Genomic DNA, 23,940 nt, shown 5'->3' with positions numbered 1-23,940 from the left:
GTTGTATTTTTCGCGCAGCCTTCGTCCGCGCTCGCGCAACGGCAAGAATTCAGGCGTTCAGGCCCTGCATCAGGCGCGCCGGTAATCGCTGTAGTCTTGGGCTGCGCTGCTGTAATTGCCGCTGGAACCGCAGGCATAGGCGGCAAGCAAACTGCGAAAAAGGCTATTGAGTTGCATGAAGATCGTCCTAATTGATGAGTGACAGCGCCATCTTAGGAGGGCAGTGTATTGTCCGCTGCTTGATTGTCTCGATGGGCCTGATAGAGCCGACCCAGACATGTTTCATAATAAGCTGTTGATAAATTGTTTAAAGTTAGGGCACTCTTTGTATACAAAAAAACCAAGAGCAACCCCATTCAGGAGACTCATCATGATTCGCAAGCTTGTTGCTGCATCCCTGCTGACGCTGGCCAGTGGGCATTTGTTGGCGGCTGAATGCTCGGTCGAGGTCGATTCGACCGACCAGATGACGTTCAGCACCAAAGCGATTGAGATCGACAAGAGCTGCAAGGAATTCACGGTCAACCTGAAGCACTCCGGCAACCTGCCGAAGAACGTCATGGGCCATAACCTGGTGATCAGTAAAGAAGCTGACATGCAGCCAATCGCCACCGACGGCCTGGCCGCTGGTATCGACAAGCAGTATCTGAAAGAAGGGGATGCGCGCGTCATCGCTCATACCAAGATCATTGGCGCCGGCGAAACCGATTCGTTGAAGATCGACGTGTCGAAGCTGGATCCGGCAGAGAAGTACGGTTTCTTCTGCTCGTTCCCGGGCCACATCAGCATGATGAAGGGCGCTATCACGCTGAAGTAACCCTCGCACGTTCTCGGGAAGACGCAATACCTGTGAGAGACGTCCGAGGTTACGAGGGTATGGGCCGCATTCGGACGAATGCGGTGTGTCATTCAGCAGCGATGCAATTGACCCACCGCTTTCGCCGCGCTTGCCCGCGATAGATGCATCCGGCTACGTAGATGTGTCGGATTTGAATACGCATCGCGGGCAAGCGCGCTCCTACACGAGGTTTCGCGTACTCAGGACGCGGTCATCTTGAAAATCCCCTGCGCGTTGCTGCTGTCGAAGTTCAGGTCGATCTTGCCGTTGTCCGGGTCGATCTTGCGCTGAATGAACTCGACAAACGATCCCGGCACCGTGTGCGTTCTGACGACACCGTCGGCATCCAGCAGGTCGCGGCTCACGGTGCAGGCTTTGTAGGCCGTCTGCATGACGCGTCCTGACCCCGATACCTCAATGCTGTCCTTCATCGGTCGCTCGCGCCGAATCTGTTCTTGAACCGTGGCTTCCAGGTGCTCGACCCGATCGGTCAGGTGGTTGAAGCTGTTGCCCTCGGTGGCGATCCAGGCCATTTCAGCGCTTTCGCTGAGCAACTGGCGGTAATCGTCTTCCCGCACGACACCGTGTTGGCGGCCGAAGGCGCGATACAGGCTCGGCAGCAGCCGAGTGGCTTCTTCGAGGCTGCAATGACGGGTCAATTGCAGGCGCTTGAGGATGCTCAGGTCTTCGTGGCTCAGCGGATCGCGGCTTGAGCCAACGACGCGGCTGACAGCGTTCTGGAACGCTTCGCTCAGGCGACCGGGGTGCAGTTCGGACACGAAAAACTGGGCGATGTCTTCCGGCAGGTCCATCTGGCGATAGCCCCAACCGGTCATGTTCAGTTTGGTCAGCGGATAAGTGCGTACATCGGTGAAACCCAAGGGCTCCAACAGACGGGAAAACGCCAGACGGCCCCGTGGCAGCTCGCCGTTCTGCACCCAGTCCACGGTGCGGATTGCGCCGTGATCGAACACCACTTTACGGCCGCTCTCGTGTTGCTCATCCACGTAACGAAGGCCGTCCGGCACCGCGTCGACCAGCTTGCGGAACAGGCACAGGTTCAGCGCCTCGGCGAGCCACACACGATGAATCGCGTCCTCGCTCCAGGAGAAGCTGTGCAGCGCCTGAGGGACTTCCACACGGTGTTCGAGCCAGTCAGCAGCGGGCTGGCCAACGGTAGAAGCGACGAGAGAGAAGAGGCCTTGGAAAGCAGTCATGGGTAGCGGCTCTGGGCGAGAAGGTCAGGACGCTATGTAAGCCTCGATGGCGAGCGCCATCAAGCGAAAAAAAACGACGGGTTCATTCCGTTTCAGAATGAACGGGGATTTCGGCTGCTGTCATGACACCCCGCCAATCCAACATAGGCGCGCGCCCAGACCAAGCGCGCGCCTACAAAAGCGAAGCGTTACGGCGCGTAAGGCAGGTCGCGCTTGTGCTGGGTTTTGCGGTAGGTGTTGACGATGATGTCGAACGCTTCCTGACGCAGCGGCTCGCCATGCAGGAAGGCATCGATCTCGGCATAGGTCACGCCGTGGGACGCTTCGTCCGGTTTGCCGGGCATCAGGTCCTCGAGGTCAGCAGTCGGAACTTTCTCGACCAGGTTCTCCGGCGCGCCGAAGTGGCGGGCGATGGCGCGCACCTGGTTTTTCACCAGACCGCTCAGCGGCGCGAGGTCGCAGGCGCCGTCACCGAACTTGGTGAAGAAGCCCATGACTGCCTCCGCCGCGTGGTCGGTGCCAATCACCAAGCCGCCGCGAACGCCAGCGATGGTGTACTGCGCGACCATGCGCGTGCGCGCTTTGACGTTACCTTTGACAAAATCCACGGCCGCATCGGACTGGCCTTCGAAGGCTTTCACCTGCTCCACCAGCGCCTTGACGGAGGGCGCGATGTCCACCGTGTGACGCTCGTCCGGGTTGATGAAATCAACCGAGGCAGTGGCTTCGTGCTCGTCGTGCTGAACGTGATACGGCAGGCGCACGGCGATGAACTGATAGGCGGTGTCACCCGTGCTTTCACGCAGTTCCTTCACGGCGCGCTGCGCCATCAGGCCCGCGGTCAACGAGTCGACGCCGCCACTGATGCCCAGCACCAGGACTTTCAGGCGGGCGTTCTGCAGGCAGTCCTTGATGAACTGAACGCGGCGCGCGACTTCGGCTTCCAGTTCACCCTGGTTGGCGAATGGGGCCTGGACCTTGAGCGCCTTGGCGATCTCGAGCTGTACGGCTTGCATGATTTACTCCTTATGCAGAAGAAGAAAAATAGGCATGAAAAAGGGTGCGATGGGTGCTCGAGTCAGGCTGGCACCTTGAATACGTGACGCAGGTAAGACACGAATTCAGGATCTTTGCACTGCGTCTTGCCCGGTTCATCGGAAATCTTCGCCACAGGCTGGCCTGCACAGGCGGTCATCTTGAGCACGATGCTCATCGGCTCGATGCCCGGTACATCGGCGGTCAGGTTGGTGCCAATGCCGAAGCTGACGTTGATCCGACCGCGCAGTGCGCGAAATATTTCCAGCGCTTTGGGCAGGTTCAGGCCGTCGGAGAACACCAGGGTTTTGGTCATCGGATCAATGCCGAGCTTCTGGTAGTGCTTGATGCATTTCTCGGCCCACTGCACGGGATCGCCCGAGTCATGGCGCAAACCGTCGAAGAGCTTGGCGAAGAACAGGTCGAAATCGCCGAGGAAGGCGTCGGTGGTAATGCAGTCGGTCAGCGCGATGCCGAGCAGGCCGCGGTATTCACGCACCCAGCAGTCGAGCGCGGCGATCTGACTGTCGATCAGGCGCGGGCCCAGTTGCTGATGCGCCATGATCCATTCGTGGGCCATGGTGCCGAGTGGCTTAAGATCGAATTTGCGGGCCAGGTGCACATTGCTGGTGCCGACGAACTGACCGGGAAAGTCTTTCTTCAGCACCGAGACCACGTCTTCCTGCACGGCGAAGGAAAAGCGCCGACGGGTACCGAAATCAGCCACCTTGAGTTCGGCCAGCTCATCGGGCGTGGCAGAGGCCGTCAGCCAGTCGAACTTGCGATACAGCTGATCGCGCGCCTGAACCAGCAGGGTGTTGGGGTTGCGGTAGCGATTGCGCACTTCGCTGACGATGGCAAGGATCGGCACTTCGAAGAGGATTACGTGCAGCCATGGGCCGGCGAGGCGGATGGTCAGCTCGTCGTTCTCGATGCTGGTTTGCACGTACCGCAGGTTGAAGCGGAACAGGCCGAGGAAGCGCAGAAAATCCGGCTTCATGAAGGTGATGCGTTCCAGAAAGCCGGTTTCTTCAACGCTCAGGGACAGATCGCAGAGCTGTTCGATCTGGTGGCGTATTTCCTTCAGATAAGGCCGCAAATCTTCGCTGTTACGGCAGCGAAACTCCCATTCAACGTCGACGTTGGGGTAGTTGTGCAGCACAGCCTGCATCATGCTCAGCTTGTAGAGGTCGGTATCGAGCAGGTTCTGCACGATGCGATCCGCGAAAGCGCTCTCACTCATTGTGTCGCTCCAGCCAGCAGCGGCCGCCAGGGTGCGGCCCATGGAATTCAAGTCGGTGTCGCATACAACCTTGTGGCAACGCCTGGTGTTGGCTCCAGGCCACTACGTCCGGTCTGTTATTGACGATGATGGACATAATGCCAGCGCAGAGCGGGTTGGGGCAGAAATGTTTCAGCGGGGCCCGATCACCTGTAGGAGCGCGCTTGCCCGCGATTGCGGAGTGTCTGCAACGCATTAGTCAACTGGAACACCGCAATCGCGGGCAAGCGCGCCTACAGGTATCAGGTGAGGGGCCTCACTGCGGCGTAGGCTGATCCAGCTGCTCCAGCATCCACTCCACGAATACACGAATCTTCGGCACTTCGGCCGCATGTTCCGGGTACGCCAGGTAGTAGGCGTCGCGGCTGGGGAGCGCGTGCGGCCAGGGAATGATCAGCTTGTCGTCTGCCAGCTCTTCCTCGACCAGAAACTTTGGCAGCAGCGCGACGCCGCAGCCGACCTGTGCCGCACGGATGCACATGTAAAAGGTCTCGAAGCGCGGGCCGTGGTAGCTGTGTTCGGTCTGATAACCCTGATCCTCGAACCATTCATGCCAGGCCTGCGGGCGATGGGCGTTCTGCAGCAGCACGAGGTCGGCCAGTTGTGTGGGGTCGGTGAAAGGCGTGTCGGGCAGGCTGCCCGGCGCGCAAACAGGGACCAGTTCCTCGCTGAACAGCTTCACGCTTTCTGCACCCGGGCGCGCGCCCTGACCGAAATAGAACGACATGTCGCAGCGGTTCTGCGCCAGATCGTCGCTTTCCTGTTCGTTGACCAGGTCCAGGTGTATGTGCGGATGACGCAGGCGCCAGCCTTTTAGGCGTGGGACCAGCCAGCGTGCGCCGAAGGTCGACGGCGTGGACACGCGCAGGACCTCGGTTTCGCCGCCGTAGGAGCGCAGGAAGTGCGTGGACATCTCCATCTGCGTGAGCACCTTGCGCACTTCGGCCAGGTACAACGCACCGGCGGGCGTCAGTTGCAGGCGTCGACGCACGCGCCTGAACAACAGGTGCTGGACGAGTTCTTCGAGTTGCGCCACTTGCTTGCTGACCGCACTTTGGGTGAGGTTCAGCTCTTCGGCGGCGCGGGTAAAACTCAGGTGCCGGGTCACCGCTTCGAAACATTGCAGTGCCGTGACGGAAGGCAGGTGGCGTTTGTTCAGCATATTCAGGCCTGTTAAGCGTCAGCATGAAAAAACGGAATGATATCTCGCTTAAACGTCGTTTGTTGGACTGACTGAGTCCAGCTATTACTAGAGCCTGACGCGATGACCCATGCCTGCACAGAATTCCACCATTGCGCATTCGTGTTTACGGCTCAACAGAATCCAGGAGAAATCATGCTTAACGACCTTCTATCCCGCCTCGGCGTCGACCCTGCCCTTTATCAGAAAGGCGACAAGCCTGTTCACACGCCGATCGATGGTAGCCAGGTCGCTTCGGTGAGTTGGGAAGGTGCCGCCGAAGTCGAGCAGCGCATCACCCGCGCCGAGCACGCGTTCGATGCCTGGCGCAAGGTGCCTGCCCCCCGTCGCGGTGAGCTGATTCGACTGTTCGGTGAAGCCCTGCGCAAGCACAAGGCCGATCTGGGTGAACTGGTGTCCTGGGAAGCCGGCAAGATCACCCAGGAAGGTTTGGGTGAAGTGCAGGAAATGATCGACATCTGCGACTTCGCGGTCGGCCTGTCCCGTCAGATGTACGGCCTGACCATCGCCTCCGAGCGTCCGGGTCATCACATGCGTGAAACCTGGCATCCGCTGGGCGTGGTCGGCGTGATCAGCGCGTTCAATTTCCCGGTCGCGGTCTGGTCATGGAACACCGCGCTGGCGCTGGTGTGCGGCAACTCCGTGATCTGGAAACCGTCCGAAAAGACCCCACTGACCGCACTGGCCTGCCAGGCGCTGTTCGATCGCGTTGCGGCTGAGTTTTCTGATGCGCCGCAGTTCCTGGCACAGTGCGTGGTCGGTGGTCGTGAAGCCGGCGAAGCGCTGGTGGACGACACCCGTGTTGCGCTCATCAGCGCCACCGGCAGCACGCGCATGGGCCGGGAAGTCGCGCCGAAGATTGCTGCCCGTTTCGCTCGCAGCATCCTGGAACTGGGCGGCAACAACGCCATGATCCTGACCCCGAGCGCGGACCTGGACCTGGCCGTGCGCGCCGTCCTGTTCAGCGCCGTCGGCACGGCGGGTCAGCGTTGCACCACGCTGCGTCGCTTGATCGCGCATTCGTCGGTCAAGGCCGAGTTCGTCGAGCGTCTGAAAGCGGCTTACGCCAAGGTCCGCATCGGTCATCCGCTGGAAGGCAATCTGGTGGGTCCGCTGATCGACAGGCAAAGCTACGAAAACATGCAGGAAGCGCTGGAACAGGCTCTGAGCGAAGGCGGCAAGGTGTTCGGCGGCAAGCGCCAGTTGGCAGACAAATTCCCGAACGCGTATTACGTCTCGCCTGCCATCGTAGAGATGCCAGAGCAAAGCGACGTCGTGCGCAGCGAAACCTTCGCGCCGATTCTGTACGTGGTCGGTTATGACGAATTCACTGATGCCGTGCGCCTGAACAATGACGTGCCACAAGGCCTGTCTTCGTGCATCTTCACCACCGACGTGCGTGAAGCCGAGCAGTTCATCTCCGCGCTGGGCAGTGACTGCGGCATCGCCAACGTCAACATTGGCCCAAGTGGTGCAGAGATCGGCGGCGCGTTCGGCGGCGAGAAGGAAACCGGTGGTGGTCGTGAATCCGGTTCGGATTCGTGGAAAGGCTACATGCGTCGCCAGACCGCAACCGTGAACTACTCCCGCGAGTTGCCGCTGGCGCAGGGTATTACCTTCGATTGATCCAGTAAGGTAAGTGCTGCCCGTTGTAGGAGCGCGCTTGCCCGCGATTGCGGAATGTCAGTAGGCGTCAACGTCTCTGAACCACCGCAATCGCGGGCAAGCGCGCTCCTACAAGTATTGCCCTGCAGCACATGGTTAATGATCGTGCCCACGCTCTGCGTGGGCATGTGTTGATGGACGCTCTGCGTCCGTTTTTGTATGACGCGCAGCGTCATGAACTGCGTTCCCACGCGGCGCATGGGAACGATCGGTAGACGTGTCTCTTTTCGAGGTTTTGCGATGCCGCTACGCGAAGAATGTCTGTGGGAAACGTTGACGCCGCAGAGGCCTGAGGCGCCAGCGTTGAAAGGGGAAGTGAGCGCCGATGTGTGCGTGATCGGCGCAGGCATCACGGGGTTGTCGGCGGCGATTCATCTGCTCGAACAGGGCAAGACAGTCGCCATCGTCGAAGCTCATCGCACCGGGCAGGGTGGCTCGGGACGTAACGTTGGGCTGGTCAACGCCGGGCTGTGGATTCCGCCTGACGAGATCGAGGCGGGTTTCGGTGAAAAAGTCGGCAGCCAGCTCAACACCATGCTCGGCAATGCGCCGTCGCTGGTGTTCAGCCTGATCGAAAAGTACGGCATCGATTGCCAGGCGACCCGCAAGGGCACGCTGCACATGGCGCACAACGCCAAGGGCGAAATTGACCTTCGCAGCCGCGAAGAACAATGGAAACGGCGCGGCGCTCCGATTGAGTTGCTCACCGGCAAGGCCTGTCAGGAAGCGACCGGCACGAAAGAAATCACCGCCGCCTTGCTCGACCATCGTGCCGGCACGATCAACCCGATGGCCTACACCAGCGGCCTCGCAGAAGCCGTGTCCCGTCTGGGCGGCCAGCGTTTCGACCACTCGCCGGTCAAGCGCCTGGAACGTCAGGGGCAGCGCTGGTGTGTGATCACCGAACACGGATCGCTCATCGCCGATCAAGTGGTGATTGCGTCCAACGCCTATACCGAAGGTGAATGGACTGACCTGCGTCGCAACTTCTTTCCCGGTTATTACTATCAGGTCGCCTCGGCACCGCTGACCGAAGACGCTGCGCAGCAAATCCTGCCCGGCGGCCAAGGCTCGTGGGACACTCGTCAGGTGCTGAGCAGCATTCGCCGCGATGCCGATGGCCGCCTGTTGCTGGGCAGTCTGGGTAACGGCAATCAAAAACCGACCTGGTTCCTGAAAGCGTGGGCCGACCGTGTTCAGCAGCACTATTTTCCGTACCTGAAAAAGGTCGACTGGGAATGCACCTGGACCGGCTGCATCGCGTTTACGCCCGATCATCTCCTGCGCATGTTCGAGCCTGCACCAGGACTGGTCGCGGTGACCGGTTACAACGGCCGTGGCAACACCACCGGCACGGTGGTCGGTAAAGCATTCGCGGATTATTTGTGCAGCGGCGATGCGTCTGTTCTGCCGATTCCCTTCGCCAGCATGCAGCCGCTCTCGGCCATCGGTTTAAGAAGCTCTTTATATGAGGCTGGCTTTTCGCTATACCATGCGGGGCAGTGCCTCAGAATTGTGATCTGAGGCGAAATATCTGTCATAAAACGACGCTTTTTCGCGCATCCACTAACCTGAAATGGTGCGTCCCGTAGCGGTCCCGCACCGACGGTGTGCAGTTCGGTGACGCAGGCTGTAACAACAGGGTTGTACAGGTCAGGTCGCTGTGGTTGCGCGGTTAACTCGGGAGGGTTGCTCTTTAAAAGTCGCAGGGTTGCACCTTGCGCGGTTTAGACGGTTGCACGCCCAGTAAAAAAGGGCCAGAAACAGTCGAATAACAACAAAACGACGACTTTTTTCAGAATAAAAAACCGATGGCACGCCACTTGCTCACAGCAACTCTGTGGTCGCAGTGCTAATTAAAAAACCTAGGAGCACCAACTCATGTCGCAGACGTTTTACAGGAAAGGCTTTCTGGCACTCGCAGTCGCTACTGCAATGGGTGCGGCTACTTTTGCGCAGGCTGACGTCAAGATCGGCGTTGCAGGCCCGATGACCGGCGCTAACGCCTCGTTCGGTTTGCAGTACATGAAAGGCGCTCAAGCAGCGGCTGACGCGATCAACGCTGCGGGCGGTGTCAACGGGGAGAAAATCGTTCTGGTTCAGGGCGACGACGCGTGCGAGCCAAAACAGGCCGTAGCGGTCGCCAACAAAATGGAGCAGGAAAAAGTTGCCGGTGTGGTCGGTCACTTCTGCTCCTCTTCGACCATTCCCGCTTCGGAAGTCTATGGCGACGCCGGCATCATCGCGATCACCCCGGGTTCGACTAACCCGCAGGTCACCGAACGCGGCCTGACCGCCATGTTCCGTATGTGTGGCCGCGACGACCAGCAGGGCATCGTCGCTGGCGATTACATCGTCGACGTGCTCAAAGGCAAGAAAGTCGCCGTCATCAACGACAAAGACACCTACGGCAAAGGCCTGGCTGACGCCACCGCCAAACAGCTGACCGCTCGCGGCGTGAAGCCTGTGCTGGAAGAAGGTCTGACCCGTGGCGAGAAGGACTTCAGCGCCCTGGTCACCAAAATCCGTTCCGTTGGCGCTGACGTCGTGTACTTCGGTGGCCTGCATCCGGAAGCCGGTCCTCTGGTTCGCCAATTGCGTGAACAGGGCCTGAAAGACGTCAAGTTCATGTCCGACGATGGCGTTGTGACCGACGAACTGGTGACCACTGCTGGCGGCGCTCAGTACGTCGACGGCGTGTACATGACCTTCGGCGCAGACCCTCGCATGCTGCCAGACAGCAAGGCCGTGGTTGAGCAGTTCCGCAAGTCCGGTTACGAGCCTGAAGGCTACACCCTGTACGCCTACGCGTCGGTTCAGGCCCTGGCCGCTGGCTTCAACGGCGCCAAGTCGAACAAAGGCGAAGACGCTGCCAAGTTCCTGAAAGCCCACCCGGTCAAAACCGTCATGGGCGAAAAAGCCTGGGACACCAAAGGCGACCTGAAGGTCTCCGACTACGTGGTTTACCAGTGGGACAAAGACGGCAAATATCACCAGCTCGAAAAGCAGAAGTGAGTTGAGCTCCTAGTCGGGAGCGGCGTGTCGCGGGCTTGGAACCTCGACACGACGCTGTCCGGTAATCGGTGCTGCCCTCGGGCAGCGCCGGATTTCTTCTGTTGCCATCGTGCCCGTCCCGCTATCTCTCACGAGGAGATTGCCGGTTCGCGCCAGGTTGGCCTTTCAAGTTCGTGAGCGTGCGTGATGGATGGTATTTTCCTGCAGCAAATGGTCAACGGCCTGACCCTCGGTTCGGTCTACGGCCTGATCGCCATCGGTTACACGATGGTTTACGGCATCATCGGCATGATCAACTTCGCCCACGGCGACGTTTACATGATCTCCGCCTACCTCGCAGCGATCGGCCTGGCCGTGCTGTCCTTCTTCGGTATCGAGTCGTTCCCTTTCCTGATTCTCGGCACGCTGATCTTCACCATCGTGGTGACCGGTGTGTACGGTTTCGTCATCGAGCGCGTGGCCTACAAACCGCTGCGTAACTCGACCCGTCTGGCACCGCTGATCAGTGCTATCGGTATTTCCCTGATCCTGCAGAACTACGCACAGATCGCCCAGGGCCCACGCCAACAAGGCGTTCCAACCCTGCTCGAAGGCGCCATGCGCTTCGAGGTCGGCAGCGGTTTCGTTCAGATCACCTACACCAAAATCTTCATCCTGATTGCCGCGTTCATCGGCATGGGCGTACTGACCTACATCATCAAGTACACCAAGCTGGGCCGCATGTGCCGCGCCACGCAACAAGACCGCAAGATGGCGTCGATCCTGGGCATCAACACTGACCGGATCATTTCCTACGTATTCGTCATCGGTGCAGCCATGGCGGCACTGGCTGGCGTGCTGATCACCCTGAACTACGGCACCTTCGACTTCTTTGCCGGGTTCGTCATCGGGATCAAAGCCTTTACCGCAGCGGTACTCGGCGGCATCGGTTCGTTGCCGGGCGCGATGCTCGGCGGGTTGATCCTGGGGGTTGCCGAGTCGCAGTTCTCCGGTCTGATCAACTCCGACTACAAAGACGTGTTCAGTTTCGGCCTGCTGGTAGTGATTCTGATCTTCCGTCCTCAAGGCCTGCTGGGTCGCCCACTCGTGGCGAAGGTGTAACCATGTCTGCTCCTGTCAAACCCATCGATATCAAACAGAGCCTGATCGACGCGGTCGTTGCCGGCCTGCTGGCGCTCATCGTGTTCGGTCCCATTGTCGGCATCGTGCTCGACGGCTACGGCTTCAACATGCAACCGGGGCGTGTTGCCGCGCTGGTTGGCGTCGTCGTCGTCGGACGCTTCTTCATGAGCCTGTTCCTGCAGACGCCAAAAGGTCAGGCTATCGCGCAGAGCTTCGAAAGCTCGGGTTCTGGTGTGCATGTGCTGCCACCGGGTTACAAGACCCGCCTTCGTTTCATCATTCCGCTGATGATCCTGATCGCCGTGATCTTTCCGGTGTTCGCCGACAAGTACGTGCTGACCGTTGTCATCCTCGGCCTGATCTACGTGTTGCTGGGCCTGGGCCTGAACATCGTGGTCGGCCTGGCCGGTCTGCTCGACCTGGGTTACGTGGCGTTTTACGCCATCGGCGCGTACGGTCTGGCGCTGGGTTACCAGTACCTGGGCCTGGGTTTCTGGTCGGCCTTGCCGCTGGCGGCCATTGCGGCGGCGTTCGCCGGTTGCATCCTCGGCTTCCCGGTCCTGCGCATGCACGGCGACTATCTGGCCATCGTGACCCTGGGTTTCGGTGAAATCATTCGCCTGGTGCTGAACAACTGGCTGTCGTTCACGGGCGGGCCGAACGGAGTGCCAGTGCCCTCGCCGACGTTCTTCGGCCTGGAGTTCGGGCGTCGGGCCAAAGATGGCGGGATTCCGATCCACGAGTACTTCGGCTTCGAATACAACCCGGACCTGAAATTCATCTTCATCTATGCCGTGCTGTTCCTGGTCGTGCTGGCCGTGCTGTACGTCAAACACCGCCTGACCCGCATGCCGGTCGGCCGCGCGTGGGAAGCCCTGCGTGAAGACGAAATCGCCTGCCGCTCCATGGGCCTGAACCACGTGCTGGTCAAGCTCTCGGCGTTCACCATCGGTGCCTCGACCGCAGGTCTGGCGGGGGTGTTCTTCGCCAGCTATCAAGGCTTCGTCAACCCGACCTCGTTCACCTTCTTCGAGTCGGCGCTGATCCTCGCCATCGTCGTGCTCGGCGGCATGGGCTCGACCGTCGGTGTGGTCATCGCCGCGTTCGTGTTGACCGTTGCGCCTGAAATGCTGCGCAGCTTCGCCGAGTACCGCGTGTTGCTGTTCGGCATCCTGATGGTGCTGATGATGATTTGGCGCCCACGCGGCCTGATCCGTATCAGCCGTACCGGCGTACAACCACGCAAAGGCGTGCTGGCTAAAGTGGAGGGCGCGTGATGAGCGACGAAATCGTTCTTTCCGTCGAGAACCTGATGATGCACTTCGGTGGCATCAAGGCCCTCAGCGACGTCAGCCTGGAGGTGCGTCGCAACTCGATCTTCGCCCTGATCGGGCCTAACGGCGCCGGCAAAACCACCGTGTTCAACTGCCTGACCGGCTTCTACAAAGCCACAGGCGGGCGTATCGAACTCAACGCCCGTGGCAAGAAGACCAACGTCATCCAGTTGCTCGGCGAGCAGTTCCGCGCCGGCGACTTCGCGTCGCCAAAACGCTTCGGCAGCCGGCTGTTTTACAAAATGTTCGGTGGCACGCACTTGGTGAACCGCGCAGGGCTGGCGCGTACCTTCCAGAACATTCGCCTGTTCAAGGAAATGTCGGTCGTCGAGAACCTGCTGGTGGCCCAGCACATGTGGGTCAACCGCAACATGATTGCCGGCATCCTCAACACCAAGAGCTATCGCAAGGCCGAAGAAGACGCCATGAACACGGCCTTCTATTGGCTGGAAGTGGTCGATCTGGTGGACTGCGCCAACCGTCTGGCCGGTGAGCTTTCCTACGGCCAGCAGCGCCGTCTGGAAATCGCCCGCGCCATGTGCACGCGTCCGCAGGTGATCTGCCTGGACGAGCCGGCCGCAGGTCTCAACCCACAGGAAACCGAAGCGCTGAGCAGCATGATTCGCCACCTGCGCGACGACCACGACATGACGATCGTGCTGATCGAGCACGACATGGGCATGGTCATGGGCATTTCCGACGATATCGTCGTGCTCGACCACGGCAACGTGATTGCCAAAGGCAAGCCGGAGCAGATCCGCAACGATCCGAAGGTGATCGCCGCGTACCTGGGTGCTGATGAAGAGGAGTTGGTATGAGTAAGCCGATCCTCGAACTGAAAGAGATCGACGTGTACTACGGGCCGATTCAGGCCCTGAAAAAAGTCTCGATGCACATTGATGAAGGCGAAACCGTCAGCCTGATCGGCTCCAACGGCGCGGGCAAGTCCACGCTGCTGATGTCGATCTTCGGTCAGCCACGTGCTGCCAGCGGCCAGATCATTTATCAGGGCACTGACATCACGCACAAGTCGTCGCACTACATTGCGTCCAACGGCATCGCGCAGTCGCCGGAAGGTCGTCGCGTGTTCCCCGACATGTCGGTGGAAGAGAACCTGATGATGGGCACGATCCCGATTGGGGATAAGCACGCGAGCGAGGACATGCAGCGTATGTTCGAGCTGTTTCCGCGCCTCAAGGAGCGTCGCAACCAGCGTGCGATGACGATGTCCGGTGGTGAGCAGCAGATGCTGGCCATCGCCCGCGCGCTGATGAGCCGCCCGAAATTGCTGTTGCTGGACGAGCCGAGCCTTGGTCTGGCGCCGATCATCGTGAAGCAGATTTTCTCGACATTGCGTGAGCTGGCGCAGTCCGGGATGACGATCTTCCTGGTCGAGCAGAACGCGAACCATGCCCTGAAGCTGTCGGACCGCGCCTATGTGATGGTGAACGGTGAGATTCGGCTGACAGGCACCGGTAAGGAGCTGCTGACCAACGAGGAAGTCAGGAACGCTTACCTCGGCGGTCACTGATTTTTCCAGCGGCTAATAAAGGCGCCCCGGGTGGATAACACTCGGGGCGTTTTTGTTTCGACGCATCACCCCCTGACTCAACACAAAATCCCCGTAGGAGACGTCGTAACCTCCGACGTCTCCCACACGGTTGTGCAACGTTCCTGAGTGAGTGGCACGTCTGGTGACCTTTTTTTAAAAAGGTGCCAATTGTGGAAAACAATTTTGAGCAGCTCTCAAAGCGCGACAGTTAGCCGCTGCAAATGGTTGTTTTGTCACGGTTTTGACTTGTTCAGTTTTACTGTGGGCCTGGCTGTGAATAAGTTGGTAGTAGCTGGCTGGAGGCCTTTGTTTACGTGGCTTGTGGCGTGCTGTTCAATATTTGATCAGCGAGTTCGGCCGGTATTTTCAGGCGATTTGTCAACGTTCTTCAGCCTGGTTTTTTATACAGTTTTTACAGTGTCCTGGCCTGTGGATAACTCTGTGTGCAACCGTTGGAAAGACCTTCGCAGATAGCGCAATCCCTAGGTTGCAGAGCGGGATCCTGTCCAACCGTGCAGGTCTCGGGCGAATTGCGTTGCAGATACGTTTCAGCGGGTCAAGTAAAAATGCCGTCCAGCATGCCCTCAGCCCCGAGTGGCGCGGGTTGTGCGTCTTGGAGTTGCCCCCAGAGATTGTGGGTCTGGCTGTGGATAAGGTGGGCAAAACTGCCTGCAGGCCAGATGGCACAAGGCCTTGCCGTTGTTGGTTGTTTTTTGTACAGCGTGTGGGTTGTCTGATGATCTTTACGGCAGGCTTGATCCCGACCCGTCTGCGCGGGCATTCTCCAGAACTTTCCTACACGCAACGCAGGTTGCGTTTACTCCACGCTTATCTGATAAGCCCGCAACCCTCAGTCAGGAGAACGACATGACATCTACCGTGTTCATTACCGGTGCCACCTCCGGGTTTGGCGAAGCCTGTGCACGACGTTTCGCGGAGGCGGGTTGGTCGCTGGTGCTGACCGGTCGCCGTGAAGACCGCCTGCAGGCGCTCAGCGCCGAATTGTCGAAGCAGACCAAGGTTCACACCCTGACGCTGGACGTACGTGATCGCGCGGCCATGGAGAAGGCGATCGACGGACTGCCGGCAGAGTTCGCCAAAATTCGCGGCCTGATCAACAACGCCGGCCTGGCGCTGGGGATCGATCCTGCACCCAAGTGCGATCTGGACGACTGGGACACCATGATCGACACCAACGTCAAAGGGCTGGTTTACACCACGCGTTTGCTGCTCTCGCGCCTGATCGCCTACGGCCGTGGCGCCAGCATCGTCAACCTGGGTTCGGTTGCGGGCAATTATCCGTACCCGGGCGGTAACGTGTATGGCGGGACAAAGGCTTTTGTCGGTCAGTTCTCGCTGAACCTGCGTAACGATCTGATCGGCACTGGCGTGCGGGTGACCAACCTTGAGCCAGGCCTGTGTGAAAGCGAGTTCTCGCTGGTGCGTTTTGGCGGTGACCAGGCCAAGTACGACGCCACCTACGCGGGTGCGGAGCCGATCCAGCCGCAGGACATTGCTGACACGATTTTCTGGATCATGAACACCCCATCGCACGTTAACGTGAACAACCTGGAGCTGATGCCGGTTAGCCAGACCTGGGCGGGTTTTGCGATTGATCGCAGCCGTGGTGAGACCCGGTAGCGTTAGCGGCTCAATACACGACTCGATACTGTAGCCGGCTTGCTGGCGAATGCGGAGCTTCAGACACGAATATGTATCTGACACGACGCATTCGCCAGCAAGCCGGCTACAGGTATCTGGCTGGTTTCAGCCTGACGATGTCCTGCGGGAGCGAATTCATTCGCGTGTAGGAGCGCGCTTGCCTGCGATGAGGTCGGTACATCCGCTGCAAACTCAGCGTCAGACAATCAGTCTTCGCGGGCAAGCGCGCTCCTACACGTCCACGTTCGATGCGGTTGATCAGGCTTTGAAATATTCGGCCAGACCGATATAGCAGGTCGCCAGGTGATAAGGCGTGGTCGACGGCATGTCACTGCGGCTGATCTTGCCTTGGCTGTCCAGGCACTCGTTCCAGCCGGTTGGGTGCAGAAAGTGCTGCTGCAACGCATTCAGCTGGCGCGCCAGTAGCGCCTCACTGCCGGGACGCAGGGTCAGCGCTCGCAGGTATTCGGCTTGCGCCCAGATGCGTTGGGTGCCGTCCTTCACCGACCCGTCCACGTCCAGCATCGCAGCGACAGCGCCGGTTGTTTGATCCACCCCTTGTGCCTGCGCGTGGGCAAAGGCAGTGGTCAGCGAGCCATGCAGCGGTGTGCCGCGCAGGTGCTCGGACGATTCCAGCAGGTAGAACCACTCGAACTGATGGCCCGGCTCGGACCAGTTATCCACAGCGTCCAGCGGTTTCTCCAGCATCACCCCGTGCTCGATATCCACAAAGCGGCGTTGCATCGCTTCGGCGAGGTTGTCCAGCGCCGCCAGCGTGTCAGCGTCTTCGCGCACGTCCAGCGTGGCGAGAAAGGCTTCCGCCAGGTGCATCAGCGGGTTTTGCAGCGGACCTGCGTCCAGCGACGACCAGTCTTCAGCCAAAACCGATTCATACAGGCCGTCGCCATCGGAGAAACGCTGCGCAACGACGTTGAGCGCAGCGTTAAGCACAGACTCCACCAACGGTTCGCGGACTTTCGCCCAATAATGTGCACAGGCGAAGACGATGAAGGCGTGGGTATAAAGGTCTTTACGGCGGTCCAGTGGGGCGCCTTGGGGATCGATGCTGTAGAACCAGCCGCCGTGTTCGGCGTCGTGGAAATGCCGTTGCAGGGAACGAAACAGCGCTGCGGCGCGGACGTCTGCATCCGGCACTTGCGGGTGACCCATGAAGCTGGAGAACAGGAACAACTGCCGCGCGCACGCCATGGCGCGATAACGCTGGGGCGCAAGCGGCTGATGCTGTGCGTCCAGCGCCTCGAAAGGCAGCGCCATCTCGGCATTCCAGCCCGGTCCCTGCCAGAGCGGGACGATCACATCCATGAAGTGTTGCTGCACGGCGCAAAACACAGCGGACAGTTCAGACTTGGCGCGAGGAAGAGAAACGTCAGGCATCGGATGGCGTCACGGCAGGGGCAAATTGCGCGACATGGTAGCAGGGGACGGGGTTTTTGAGTCAGAAGCAGATCAATTGCAGGAGCGCGCTACTACAGGTTCAGGGTTTACCGCCAATGTGAAGGACTGCCTGGCTTTGACAGAGGGGTCGGGCTGCTGACGACATCGATACTGAGGACAGCATCAATACCTGTGGGAGCGAATTCATTCGCGATGCAGTGGCGCATCCGACACTGTTACATCGGCTGTACCACCGTCTCGCGAATGAATTCGCTCCCACGGAGGTTAAAGGTCAGGCGTGAAGTCCCCCGTCGTACTTAACCCGCAAACAACCACACGCCGGTCGCCGCCGACAGCGCGCCAGCGATTCGCACGATCGGCGCGGCTGCGGTGGGCAGCAAGCGCACCACGGCGTAACCCGCCGCATGCAGCGCGGCGGTCGCGCCGACGAAGCCCATTGCATAACCCCACGGGCTGGACATTTCGGGCAGCTCAAGACCATGCGCCACGCCATGGAACATCGCGAACAGCGCCGTGGCGGCCACGGCCATGAACAGCGGCGGACGCACGGCCAGTGCCACGGCCAGGCCCAGCGCAAACACCGAGGCCGCGATGCCGCTTTCCAGCGCAGGCAGTGCCAGACCTTCGAAGCCCAGCAACCCGCCGATCAGCATGGTGCCGACGAAAGTGCAGGGCAGCGCCCAGCGAGCAGCGCCTTTCTGTTGTGCCGCCCAAAGTCCTACGGCAATCATCGCCAGCAGGTGATCGATGCCGCTCAGGGGGTGGCTGATGCCTGCGACAAGGCCGCTTTCGTCGTGGCCCGGGTGCGCGAAGGCCAATGCCGGGGCCAGTAACAGCGCGAGGGTGCTCAGGATTTTTTTGCCGTTCATCAATGATGTTCCTTAATGCGTTGAGGGAAAGAAATCACGCTGCTGTCAGCAGGCCCTGGCGCTCGATGAAGGCGATGATGTCCTCCAGGCCGTGACCGGTTTTCTGGTTGCTGAACACAAACGGTTTGTCGCCACGCATCTTTTTGGTGTCGCGGTCCATCATCTCCAGCGATGCACCCACCAGCGGCGCGAGGTCGATCTTGTTGATCACCAGCAGATCCGATTTGCAGATGCCCGGGCCGCCTTTGCGCGGCAGCTTGTCACCTGCCGACACGTCGATCACGTAGATCGTCAGGTCCGACAGTTCAGGGCTGAAGGTCGCGGACAGGTTGTCACCACCGGATTCGACGATGATCAGGTCCAGGCCTTCGAAGCGGCGGTTCAATTGATCGACGGCTTCCAGATTGATGGACGCGTCTTCGCGAATGGCGGTGTGCGGGCAACCGCCAGTCTCCACGCCGATGATGCGTTCTGGCGCCAGCGCCTCGTTGCGCACCAGAAAGTCGGCGTCCTCACGGGTGTAGATGTCGTTGGTGACCACGGCAAGGTTGTAGCGCTCGCGCAGGGCCAGGCACAGGGCCAGGGTCAGGGCCGTCTTGCCGGACCCGACCGGACCGCCGATGCCGACACGCAGGGGTTGGCTGTTCATCAAATGCTCTCCGTTCATCTTCTTGTGCGTTTCGTGGTGTGGCCACTGCCATAAAAATCAGGATCGAAACAGTCGGCTGTACTGGCGCTCATGCGCCATGCTCGCCAGTGACAGGCCGAACGCGGCGCTGCCGATGTGTTCAGGGTCGAGTTCGGTCGCGTGTTGCTGAGCGCTCTGCAGCAGCGGGAGCAATTCGCTGGTCAGCCGTTGAGCCGCCTGTTGCCCCAGCGGCAGCGTCTTCATCAATACAGCGAGCTGGTTTTCCAGCCAGCTCCAGAGCCATGCTGCCAGCGCATCCTGTGGATGGATCTGCCAGGCGCGAGCCGCAAGCGCCCAGCCGAGCGCAAGATGCGGCTCTTCAATCTGTTGAAGGACGTCCCGCGCTGGCTGATCCAGCTCAGGCAAACCGGTGAGCAGTTGTTGCAACGAGTAACCCATCTGCCGGCTTTCCAGGTGCAGTTCGCGGGTTTCCCGGCTGGCGCGATGCTGTTCGCTCAGCAGCAGCAGGGTCGCCCAGTTTTCGTCGGCGGCAGCCGTGCAATGCGCCAGTAACAGCGGTGCTTCGAAGCGCGCCAGATTGAGCAGCAACTGATCGCCGATCCAGCGACCCGCGCTGGCCGGGTCGGTGACGATGGCATGTTCCACCGCCATCTCCAGCCCCTGGGAATAGCTGTAGCCACCAATGGGCAGTTGCGGGCTGGCCAGACGCAACAGCGCCCAGGCCTTAGTCATTTGCGTACGCCGAATTGGTGGATGCGGGGCGCATAGTTGAAGTCCTCTTCACCCGCGCGGGAGTGGTGATGACCGCCACCGTACGCGCCATGCTCCGGCTGGAAGGGGGCCTCGATGGACTCGGTGGTTGCGCCAAGCTGATCGAGCATGGCCTTGAGCACGTAGTCGTCGAGCAATCGCAGCCAGCCGTCGCCCACTTGCAGCGCGACGTGGCGGTTACCCAAGTGATAGGCGGCTCGCGTCAGCTCGAAGGCGCTGCTGCAGGTCACGTGCATGAGTTGCTCGGGGCGCGCGCAGACTTTCACCACACGACCGTCTTCGGCCTTGAGGAAATCGCCGTCGCGCAACGGCGGCTGGCCGCGCTCAAGGAACAGGCCGACGTCTTCCCCTTCGGCACTGAAACAGCGCAGACGACTTTTGCTCCGGGCCTCGAAATTCAAAAGCAGCTCGGCGGCCCACTCAGTTTGGGGTTCGATTCGTTGATGAATCACCAGCATCGGAAAACTTCCAGCAATGTGCGATGCAATGTTTAGAGCAAGTGGCTTGCCAACTGACGGGGCGGTCAGAAATTGCCTACATACCGTGCGGGGTGATTGAGAATGGGGCGGCCGGATGGAGTGTATTGGTGCGTGTGACTGAATTCGGCACCAATAAAGTGCGCTAGGGGGGGCGTTCGCGGGCAAGCGCGCCATGAAGATTGACCGCAACTCATGTAAGCCGGGCGCTTGCCCGCGGATCGATGAATTATTCGACGACCGCAGCCACTGACTCGCTGCTATCGCAAGCTGGTTCATCCGTAGGGGTGATGCAGCGCGAAGTCTTACTCAGTACTGCCAAGCCCCTGCCAGCGTTTGGCGCCGATAAAGATGAAGCGCAATTGCTGGGTGATCTTCGCACGCGGGGTCAGGTGCTCGGCGAGCGTGACGGGTGGCGGGTCGATGAGTTCGGGCAGCATCGCAAACACGCTTTTGACCACAAGGTCTGCCATGACCGAGAGGTCGTCGGTGTTCAGGTGCTGGAATTTGGCCATCGACGCCAGGTCAGTCGCCAGGTCGGCGATGATCGCCTCACGCAACGCGCCCAGTGCCTGGCGGACTTTCAAGGAGCCGCCATATTGCTCGCGCGCCAGAAACAGGAACTGGGAGCGGTTGGCGGCGACCACATCGAGAAAGATGCGAACCGAGGCATCGATGATGCCGCTGTTGATGTTCTCGTTATGCCGCACCAGGCGGATGGTTTCACGAAAGGTCTGGCCGACCTCGCTGACCAGTGCCAACCCGAGGTGATCCATGTCGTCGAAATGACGATAGAAACCGGTCGGCACGATGCCGGCGGTCTTGGCCACCTCGCGCAGACTCAGGCTGCCAAATCCTCGGCCGCTCTCCATCAATCCCCGGGCTGCATCGAGCAGGGCATGGCGGGTCTGCTGTTTCTGTTCGGCGCGGGGGAGCATTGGATGACGGGTATCTGAATAAAGAATGGTCAGCACTCTATCAAATGCGTTTGCGTTGCGTCGAACCGGGTTTCGGCGCGCGTGAGCCTGGGCGTGAAAAAGCCCGGCATCAGGGCCGGGCTCGTTCGCAGTGACGGGCGATTCAGGAAACGCGCTGGTATTGCTGCACCAGCCGATCCGGGCCGTTGTCAGCAACGCGCTGATAACGGTGCGCCAGGCTGTTGCAGTTTTCTTCGGCAGCCACGCGTTGGTACTGGTTGATCAGGCGATCCGGACCGTCTTGCGCCAAGGTAGGCAGACCCACTTGCTGGGCAGCTTTCACTTCGCCGAGTACGGGCTGTTCGCTGGCAGGCATGGCGAACGCGCTCGAGGCGAGGAGGGAAAGAGTCAGTGCGATCAGTTGGCGTTTCATGGACGGTGCCTCTCGAAAGGGCGGGTAAGTGAACATGTGGCCAATTTTACGGGCGCACAGGATTTAAAGAAGTTTAAAGAGCTGATGGTGACCATCGACAGAATTGATTCAGGCGGCAAAGCCTTCAAGAACGGGGCTTTGCGCCAGGAGGCACGCCGCGCTCGCGGCCATTTTCAATCACGCGAGCAGGCTGCCAGGGAACTTTATCGCCATGGATTTCCGGATTTCATCAAACCCACGGAGCTTTTGTCAGTCGAAGGGCTAAGACGTATGAGACGCGTCCAGGACGGGGCGTCGGTATTTGGGGAGAAAACGCAATGACGCGAGGCCGCAAGATTTTCGCCTGGACGGTTGGCATTCTGCTGCTGTTACTGGCTGTTCTGATCATTGTTATCGCGACGTTCGACTGGAATCGGCTCAAGCCGACCATCAACGAGAAGGTGTCTGCCGAGCTGCACCGCCCGTTTGCCATTAACGGCAATCTGGCCGTGCTGTGGCGCCGAGAGCCGGATGAAGGCGGTTGGCGCGCCTGGATCCCTTGGCCGCACATGTCGGCCGAAGACATCGCGTTGGGCAACCCCGAATGGTCGAAGAACCCTCAAATGGTGACCCTCAAACGCGTAGAGATGCGTTTGGCGCCCCTGCCGTTGCTGGCGCAGCGCGTGGTGATCCCTCGCATTGACCTGACCGAGCCGAACGCAAGGATCGAGCGTCTGGCGGATGGTCGCGCGAACTGGGTATTTGATCTGCCAAAAAGCGACCCGAACGCCACACCTACCAGCTGGGTGGTGGACATCGGCTCCATCGGGTTCGACAAAGGCCTGGTCAGCTATAACGACCAGATGATCAACACCTCGGTCGACGTGGTCATCGACCCCTTGGGCAAGCCGATCCCGTTCAGCGACATCGTGGGCAGCGGCGAAGCGAAGAAGGTGTCGGACAAGGGCGCGTCAGCGCAGGACTACGCCTTTGGCTTCACCGCCAAAGGTCAGTACCACGGCCAGAAGCTCAACGGCAGCGGTAAGGTCGGCGGCTTGCTGGCGCTGAAGGACGCGGCCCTGCCGTTTCCGGTGCAGGCGGATGTGAGCGCCGGCAACACGCGGGTGGCGGTCGCTGGCACGGTTACGGATCCCCAAAATCTGGGCGAGCTGGACCTGCGTCTGAAACTCTCGGGCGACAGCCTCGGCAATCTGTATCCGCTGACGGGCGTGACGCTGCCCGACTCGCCGCCGTATTCCACCGACGGGCGCTTGATCGCCAAGTTGCACGACCCGGCGGGGGCTTCCTTTCAGTACAAAGGCTTCAACGGCAAGATCGGTAACAGCGATATCCATGGTGATCTTGGCTTCGTCGCCAGCCAGCCACGGCCGAAGCTGACCGGCGCGCTGGTGTCCAATCAGCTGTTGATGGCCGACCTCAAGCCGCTGATCGGCGCTGATTCCAACGCGGAGCAGAAAACCCGTGGCGGCGCGAGCAAGCAGCCGACAGACAAAGTGCTGCCGGTCGAAGAGTTCAAGACCGACCGCTGGAGCGCCATGGACGCGGACGTCGAGTTCACTGGCAAGAAGATCGTGCAAAGTGCCGAGTTGCCCTTCACTGACCTTTACACCCATATCGTTCTCAACGACGGTCAGTTGAGCCTGGAACCCCTGCGCTTTGGCGTGGCGGGCGGCAAGCTGGACGCCGACATCAAGCTCAATGGCCACAGCCAACCGCTGGAAGGTCGGGCGAAGCTCTCGGCGCGCAACTTCAAGCTCAAGCAGCTGTTCCCGACCTTCGAGCCGATGAAAACCAGTTTCGGTGAGTTGAACGGCGACGCCGACATAAGCGGTAAAGGCAATTCCGTTGCGGCGTTGCTGGGTACAGCCAATGGCGAGATGAAAATGGTCGTCAACGACGGTGCCGTCAGCCGGGGACTCATGGAGATCGCCGGGCTTAACGTTGGCAACTACGTGGTGGGCAAGCTGTTCGGAGACAAGGACGTGAAGATCAATTGCGCGGCGTCACATCTGGGCATCAAGGACGGTCTGGCGAAGACCAACCTGTTTGTCTTCGACACCGAGAACGCGATCATTTACGTGGACGGCACCGCGAATATGAAGACCGAGCAGCTGGACATGAAGATCACGCCGGAATCAAAGGGCTTCCGTGTCTTCTCGCTGCGTTCGCCGCTCTACGTACGCGGGCCTTTCATCAAGCCGAGTGCGGGTGTCGAGTCAGGCCCGTTGCTGTTGCGTGGCGCTGGCATGGTGTTGTTGGGCGCGGCGGTTGGGCCTGCTGCAGGTCTGTTAGCGTTGGTCGCCCCGAGTGGTGGTGAGCCTAACCAGTGCGCCCCGTTGCTGGAGCAGATACGCGCAGGCAAGGCGCCCAAGACGGTGAAGTAAAGCCCGGAATACTTGCGCCGATCCTGTAGGAGCGCGCCTGGTCTGAGCCGCATCCGGACGACGTCGGCGTGTCAGACACAGTTTGTTCACTGACAGATCGCA

Annotated in this window: 22 protein-coding genes; 11 read left to right on the top strand and 11 right to left on the bottom strand. The window is 60.0% G+C overall.

The genetic code is table 11. The features are described from left to right. The first annotated feature begins 370 nt into the window (after positions 1-370). Positions 371-817 (top strand): azurin, encoded by a 447-nt coding sequence (gene azu, locus AB4N84_RS07570; protein ID WP_074751864.1) that lies wholly within the window; start codon positions 371-373, stop codon positions 815-817. Positions 818-1,038: 221 nt separating this feature from the next. Here azu and AB4N84_RS07565 read toward each other — a convergent pair whose 3' ends face one another. The 4 genes from AB4N84_RS07565 to AB4N84_RS07550 all read right to left on the bottom strand — a co-directional run bounded on the left by AB4N84_RS07565 (position 1,039) and on the right by AB4N84_RS07550 (position 5,534). Next, positions 1,039-2,055, bottom strand: a complete 1,017-nt coding sequence (locus AB4N84_RS07565) for a 2-oxoadipate dioxygenase/decarboxylase family protein (protein ID WP_460045821.1) — start codon at positions 2,053-2,055, stop codon at positions 1,039-1,041. A 188-nt stretch (positions 2,056-2,243) separates the two neighbouring features. Then, positions 2,244-3,071 (bottom strand): ammonia-dependent NAD(+) synthetase, encoded by an 828-nt coding sequence (gene nadE, locus AB4N84_RS07560; RefSeq protein WP_460045820.1) that lies wholly within the window; start codon positions 3,069-3,071, stop codon positions 2,244-2,246. Positions 3,072-3,133: 62 nt separating this feature from the next. Next, positions 3,134-4,333, bottom strand: coding sequence for a nicotinate phosphoribosyltransferase (gene pncB, locus AB4N84_RS07555; protein ID WP_074751870.1), 1,200 nt, complete (start codon positions 4,331-4,333; stop codon positions 3,134-3,136). A 295-nt stretch (positions 4,334-4,628) separates the two neighbouring features. Continuing rightward, a complete protein-coding gene (locus tag AB4N84_RS07550; RefSeq protein WP_074751872.1) occupies positions 4,629-5,534 on the bottom strand; it encodes a LysR family transcriptional regulator in 906 nt (301 codons plus the stop codon). Positions 5,535-5,708: 174 nt separating this feature from the next. Between AB4N84_RS07550 and amaB the strand changes: the two genes are divergently transcribed. The 8 genes from amaB to AB4N84_RS07510 all read left to right on the top strand — a co-directional run bounded on the left by amaB (position 5,709) and on the right by AB4N84_RS07510 (position 15,902). Continuing rightward, a complete protein-coding gene (amaB, locus tag AB4N84_RS07545; protein ID WP_460045818.1) occupies positions 5,709-7,199 on the top strand; it encodes an L-piperidine-6-carboxylate dehydrogenase in 1,491 nt (496 codons plus the stop codon). Between the two features lie 279 nt (positions 7,200-7,478). Further along, entirely contained in the window at positions 7,479-8,762 is a 1,284-nt protein-coding gene (amaA, locus tag AB4N84_RS07540; protein ID WP_460045817.1) for an L-pipecolate oxidase, read from the top strand. A 357-nt stretch (positions 8,763-9,119) separates the two neighbouring features. Continuing rightward, positions 9,120-10,253: an ABC transporter substrate-binding protein gene (locus AB4N84_RS07535; RefSeq protein WP_460045815.1), complete on the top strand. Its 1,134-nt coding sequence runs from the start codon at positions 9,120-9,122 to the stop codon at positions 10,251-10,253. Positions 10,254-10,439: 186 nt separating this feature from the next. Further along, entirely contained in the window at positions 10,440-11,354 is a 915-nt protein-coding gene (locus AB4N84_RS07530) for an ABC transporter permease subunit (RefSeq protein WP_074751880.1), read from the top strand. A gap of 2 nt (positions 11,355-11,356) precedes the next feature. Beyond that, complete coding sequence (gene livM, locus AB4N84_RS07525) at positions 11,357-12,652, top strand: high-affinity branched-chain amino acid ABC transporter permease LivM (protein ID WP_074751882.1); 1,296 nt, start codon at positions 11,357-11,359, stop codon at positions 12,650-12,652. After that, complete coding sequence (locus tag AB4N84_RS07520; protein ID WP_460045814.1) at positions 12,652-13,527, top strand: ABC transporter ATP-binding protein; 876 nt, start codon at positions 12,652-12,654, stop codon at positions 13,525-13,527. Before livM ends, AB4N84_RS07520 begins: the two co-directional genes overlap by 1 nt. Next, on the top strand, positions 13,524-14,240 hold the full coding sequence (locus tag AB4N84_RS07515) for an ABC transporter ATP-binding protein (protein ID WP_460045812.1): 717 nt from the start codon (positions 13,524-13,526) through the stop codon (positions 14,238-14,240). Before AB4N84_RS07520 ends, AB4N84_RS07515 begins: the two co-directional genes overlap by 4 nt. A gap of 888 nt (positions 14,241-15,128) precedes the next feature. Further along, the gene (locus AB4N84_RS07510; RefSeq protein ID WP_074751888.1) at positions 15,129-15,902 is read left to right on the top strand and encodes an SDR family oxidoreductase; all 774 of its coding nucleotides are present in this window, start codon (positions 15,129-15,131) and stop codon (positions 15,900-15,902) included. Between the two features lie 279 nt (positions 15,903-16,181). Here the strand turns inward: AB4N84_RS07510 and AB4N84_RS07505 are convergent, their stop codons facing one another. From AB4N84_RS07505 to AB4N84_RS07475, 7 genes are all read right to left on the bottom strand, one after another. Then, the gene (locus AB4N84_RS07505) at positions 16,182-17,318 is read right to left on the bottom strand and encodes an AGE family epimerase/isomerase (RefSeq protein WP_460045810.1); all 1,137 of its coding nucleotides are present in this window, start codon (positions 17,316-17,318) and stop codon (positions 16,182-16,184) included. Positions 17,319-17,635: 317 nt separating this feature from the next. Then, positions 17,636-18,208, bottom strand: a complete 573-nt coding sequence (locus AB4N84_RS07500; protein ID WP_074751892.1) for a HupE/UreJ family protein — start codon at positions 18,206-18,208, stop codon at positions 17,636-17,638. A gap of 34 nt (positions 18,209-18,242) precedes the next feature. Next, positions 18,243-18,857: an urease accessory protein UreG gene (gene ureG / locus AB4N84_RS07495; RefSeq protein ID WP_062378949.1), complete on the bottom strand. Its 615-nt coding sequence runs from the start codon at positions 18,855-18,857 to the stop codon at positions 18,243-18,245. A 57-nt stretch (positions 18,858-18,914) separates the two neighbouring features. Beyond that, the gene (locus AB4N84_RS07490) at positions 18,915-19,589 is read right to left on the bottom strand and encodes an urease accessory protein UreF (RefSeq protein ID WP_460045808.1); all 675 of its coding nucleotides are present in this window, start codon (positions 19,587-19,589) and stop codon (positions 18,915-18,917) included. Then, positions 19,586-20,086 carry an urease accessory protein UreE gene (ureE, locus tag AB4N84_RS07485; RefSeq protein WP_074751896.1) on the bottom strand — a complete coding sequence of 167 codons (501 nt, stop codon included), beginning with the start codon at positions 20,084-20,086 and terminating at the stop codon, positions 19,586-19,588. Before ureE ends, AB4N84_RS07490 begins: the two co-directional genes overlap by 4 nt. 323 nt (positions 20,087-20,409) lie before the next feature. Further along, complete coding sequence (locus AB4N84_RS07480; protein ID WP_074751898.1) at positions 20,410-21,042, bottom strand: TetR family transcriptional regulator; 633 nt, start codon at positions 21,040-21,042, stop codon at positions 20,410-20,412. A gap of 142 nt (positions 21,043-21,184) precedes the next feature. Next, positions 21,185-21,454, bottom strand: coding sequence for a hypothetical protein (locus AB4N84_RS07475; RefSeq protein WP_074751900.1), 270 nt, complete (start codon positions 21,452-21,454; stop codon positions 21,185-21,187). A gap of 36 nt (positions 21,455-21,490) precedes the next feature. Between AB4N84_RS07475 and AB4N84_RS07470 the strand changes: the two genes are divergently transcribed. Both AB4N84_RS07470 and AB4N84_RS07465 read left to right on the top strand, forming a co-directional pair. Next, the gene (locus tag AB4N84_RS07470; protein WP_460045807.1) at positions 21,491-21,775 is read left to right on the top strand and encodes a hypothetical protein; all 285 of its coding nucleotides are present in this window, start codon (positions 21,491-21,493) and stop codon (positions 21,773-21,775) included. After that, positions 21,772-23,838, top strand: coding sequence for an AsmA family protein (locus tag AB4N84_RS07465; RefSeq protein ID WP_460045805.1), 2,067 nt, complete (start codon positions 21,772-21,774; stop codon positions 23,836-23,838). Before AB4N84_RS07470 ends, AB4N84_RS07465 begins: the two co-directional genes overlap by 4 nt. The last annotated feature ends 102 nt before the right edge of the window (positions 23,839-23,940 follow it).

Source organism: Pseudomonas sp. S2_H01, from assembly GCF_054668305.1.
This window is presented reverse-complemented; position numbering and strand designations above follow the sequence as displayed.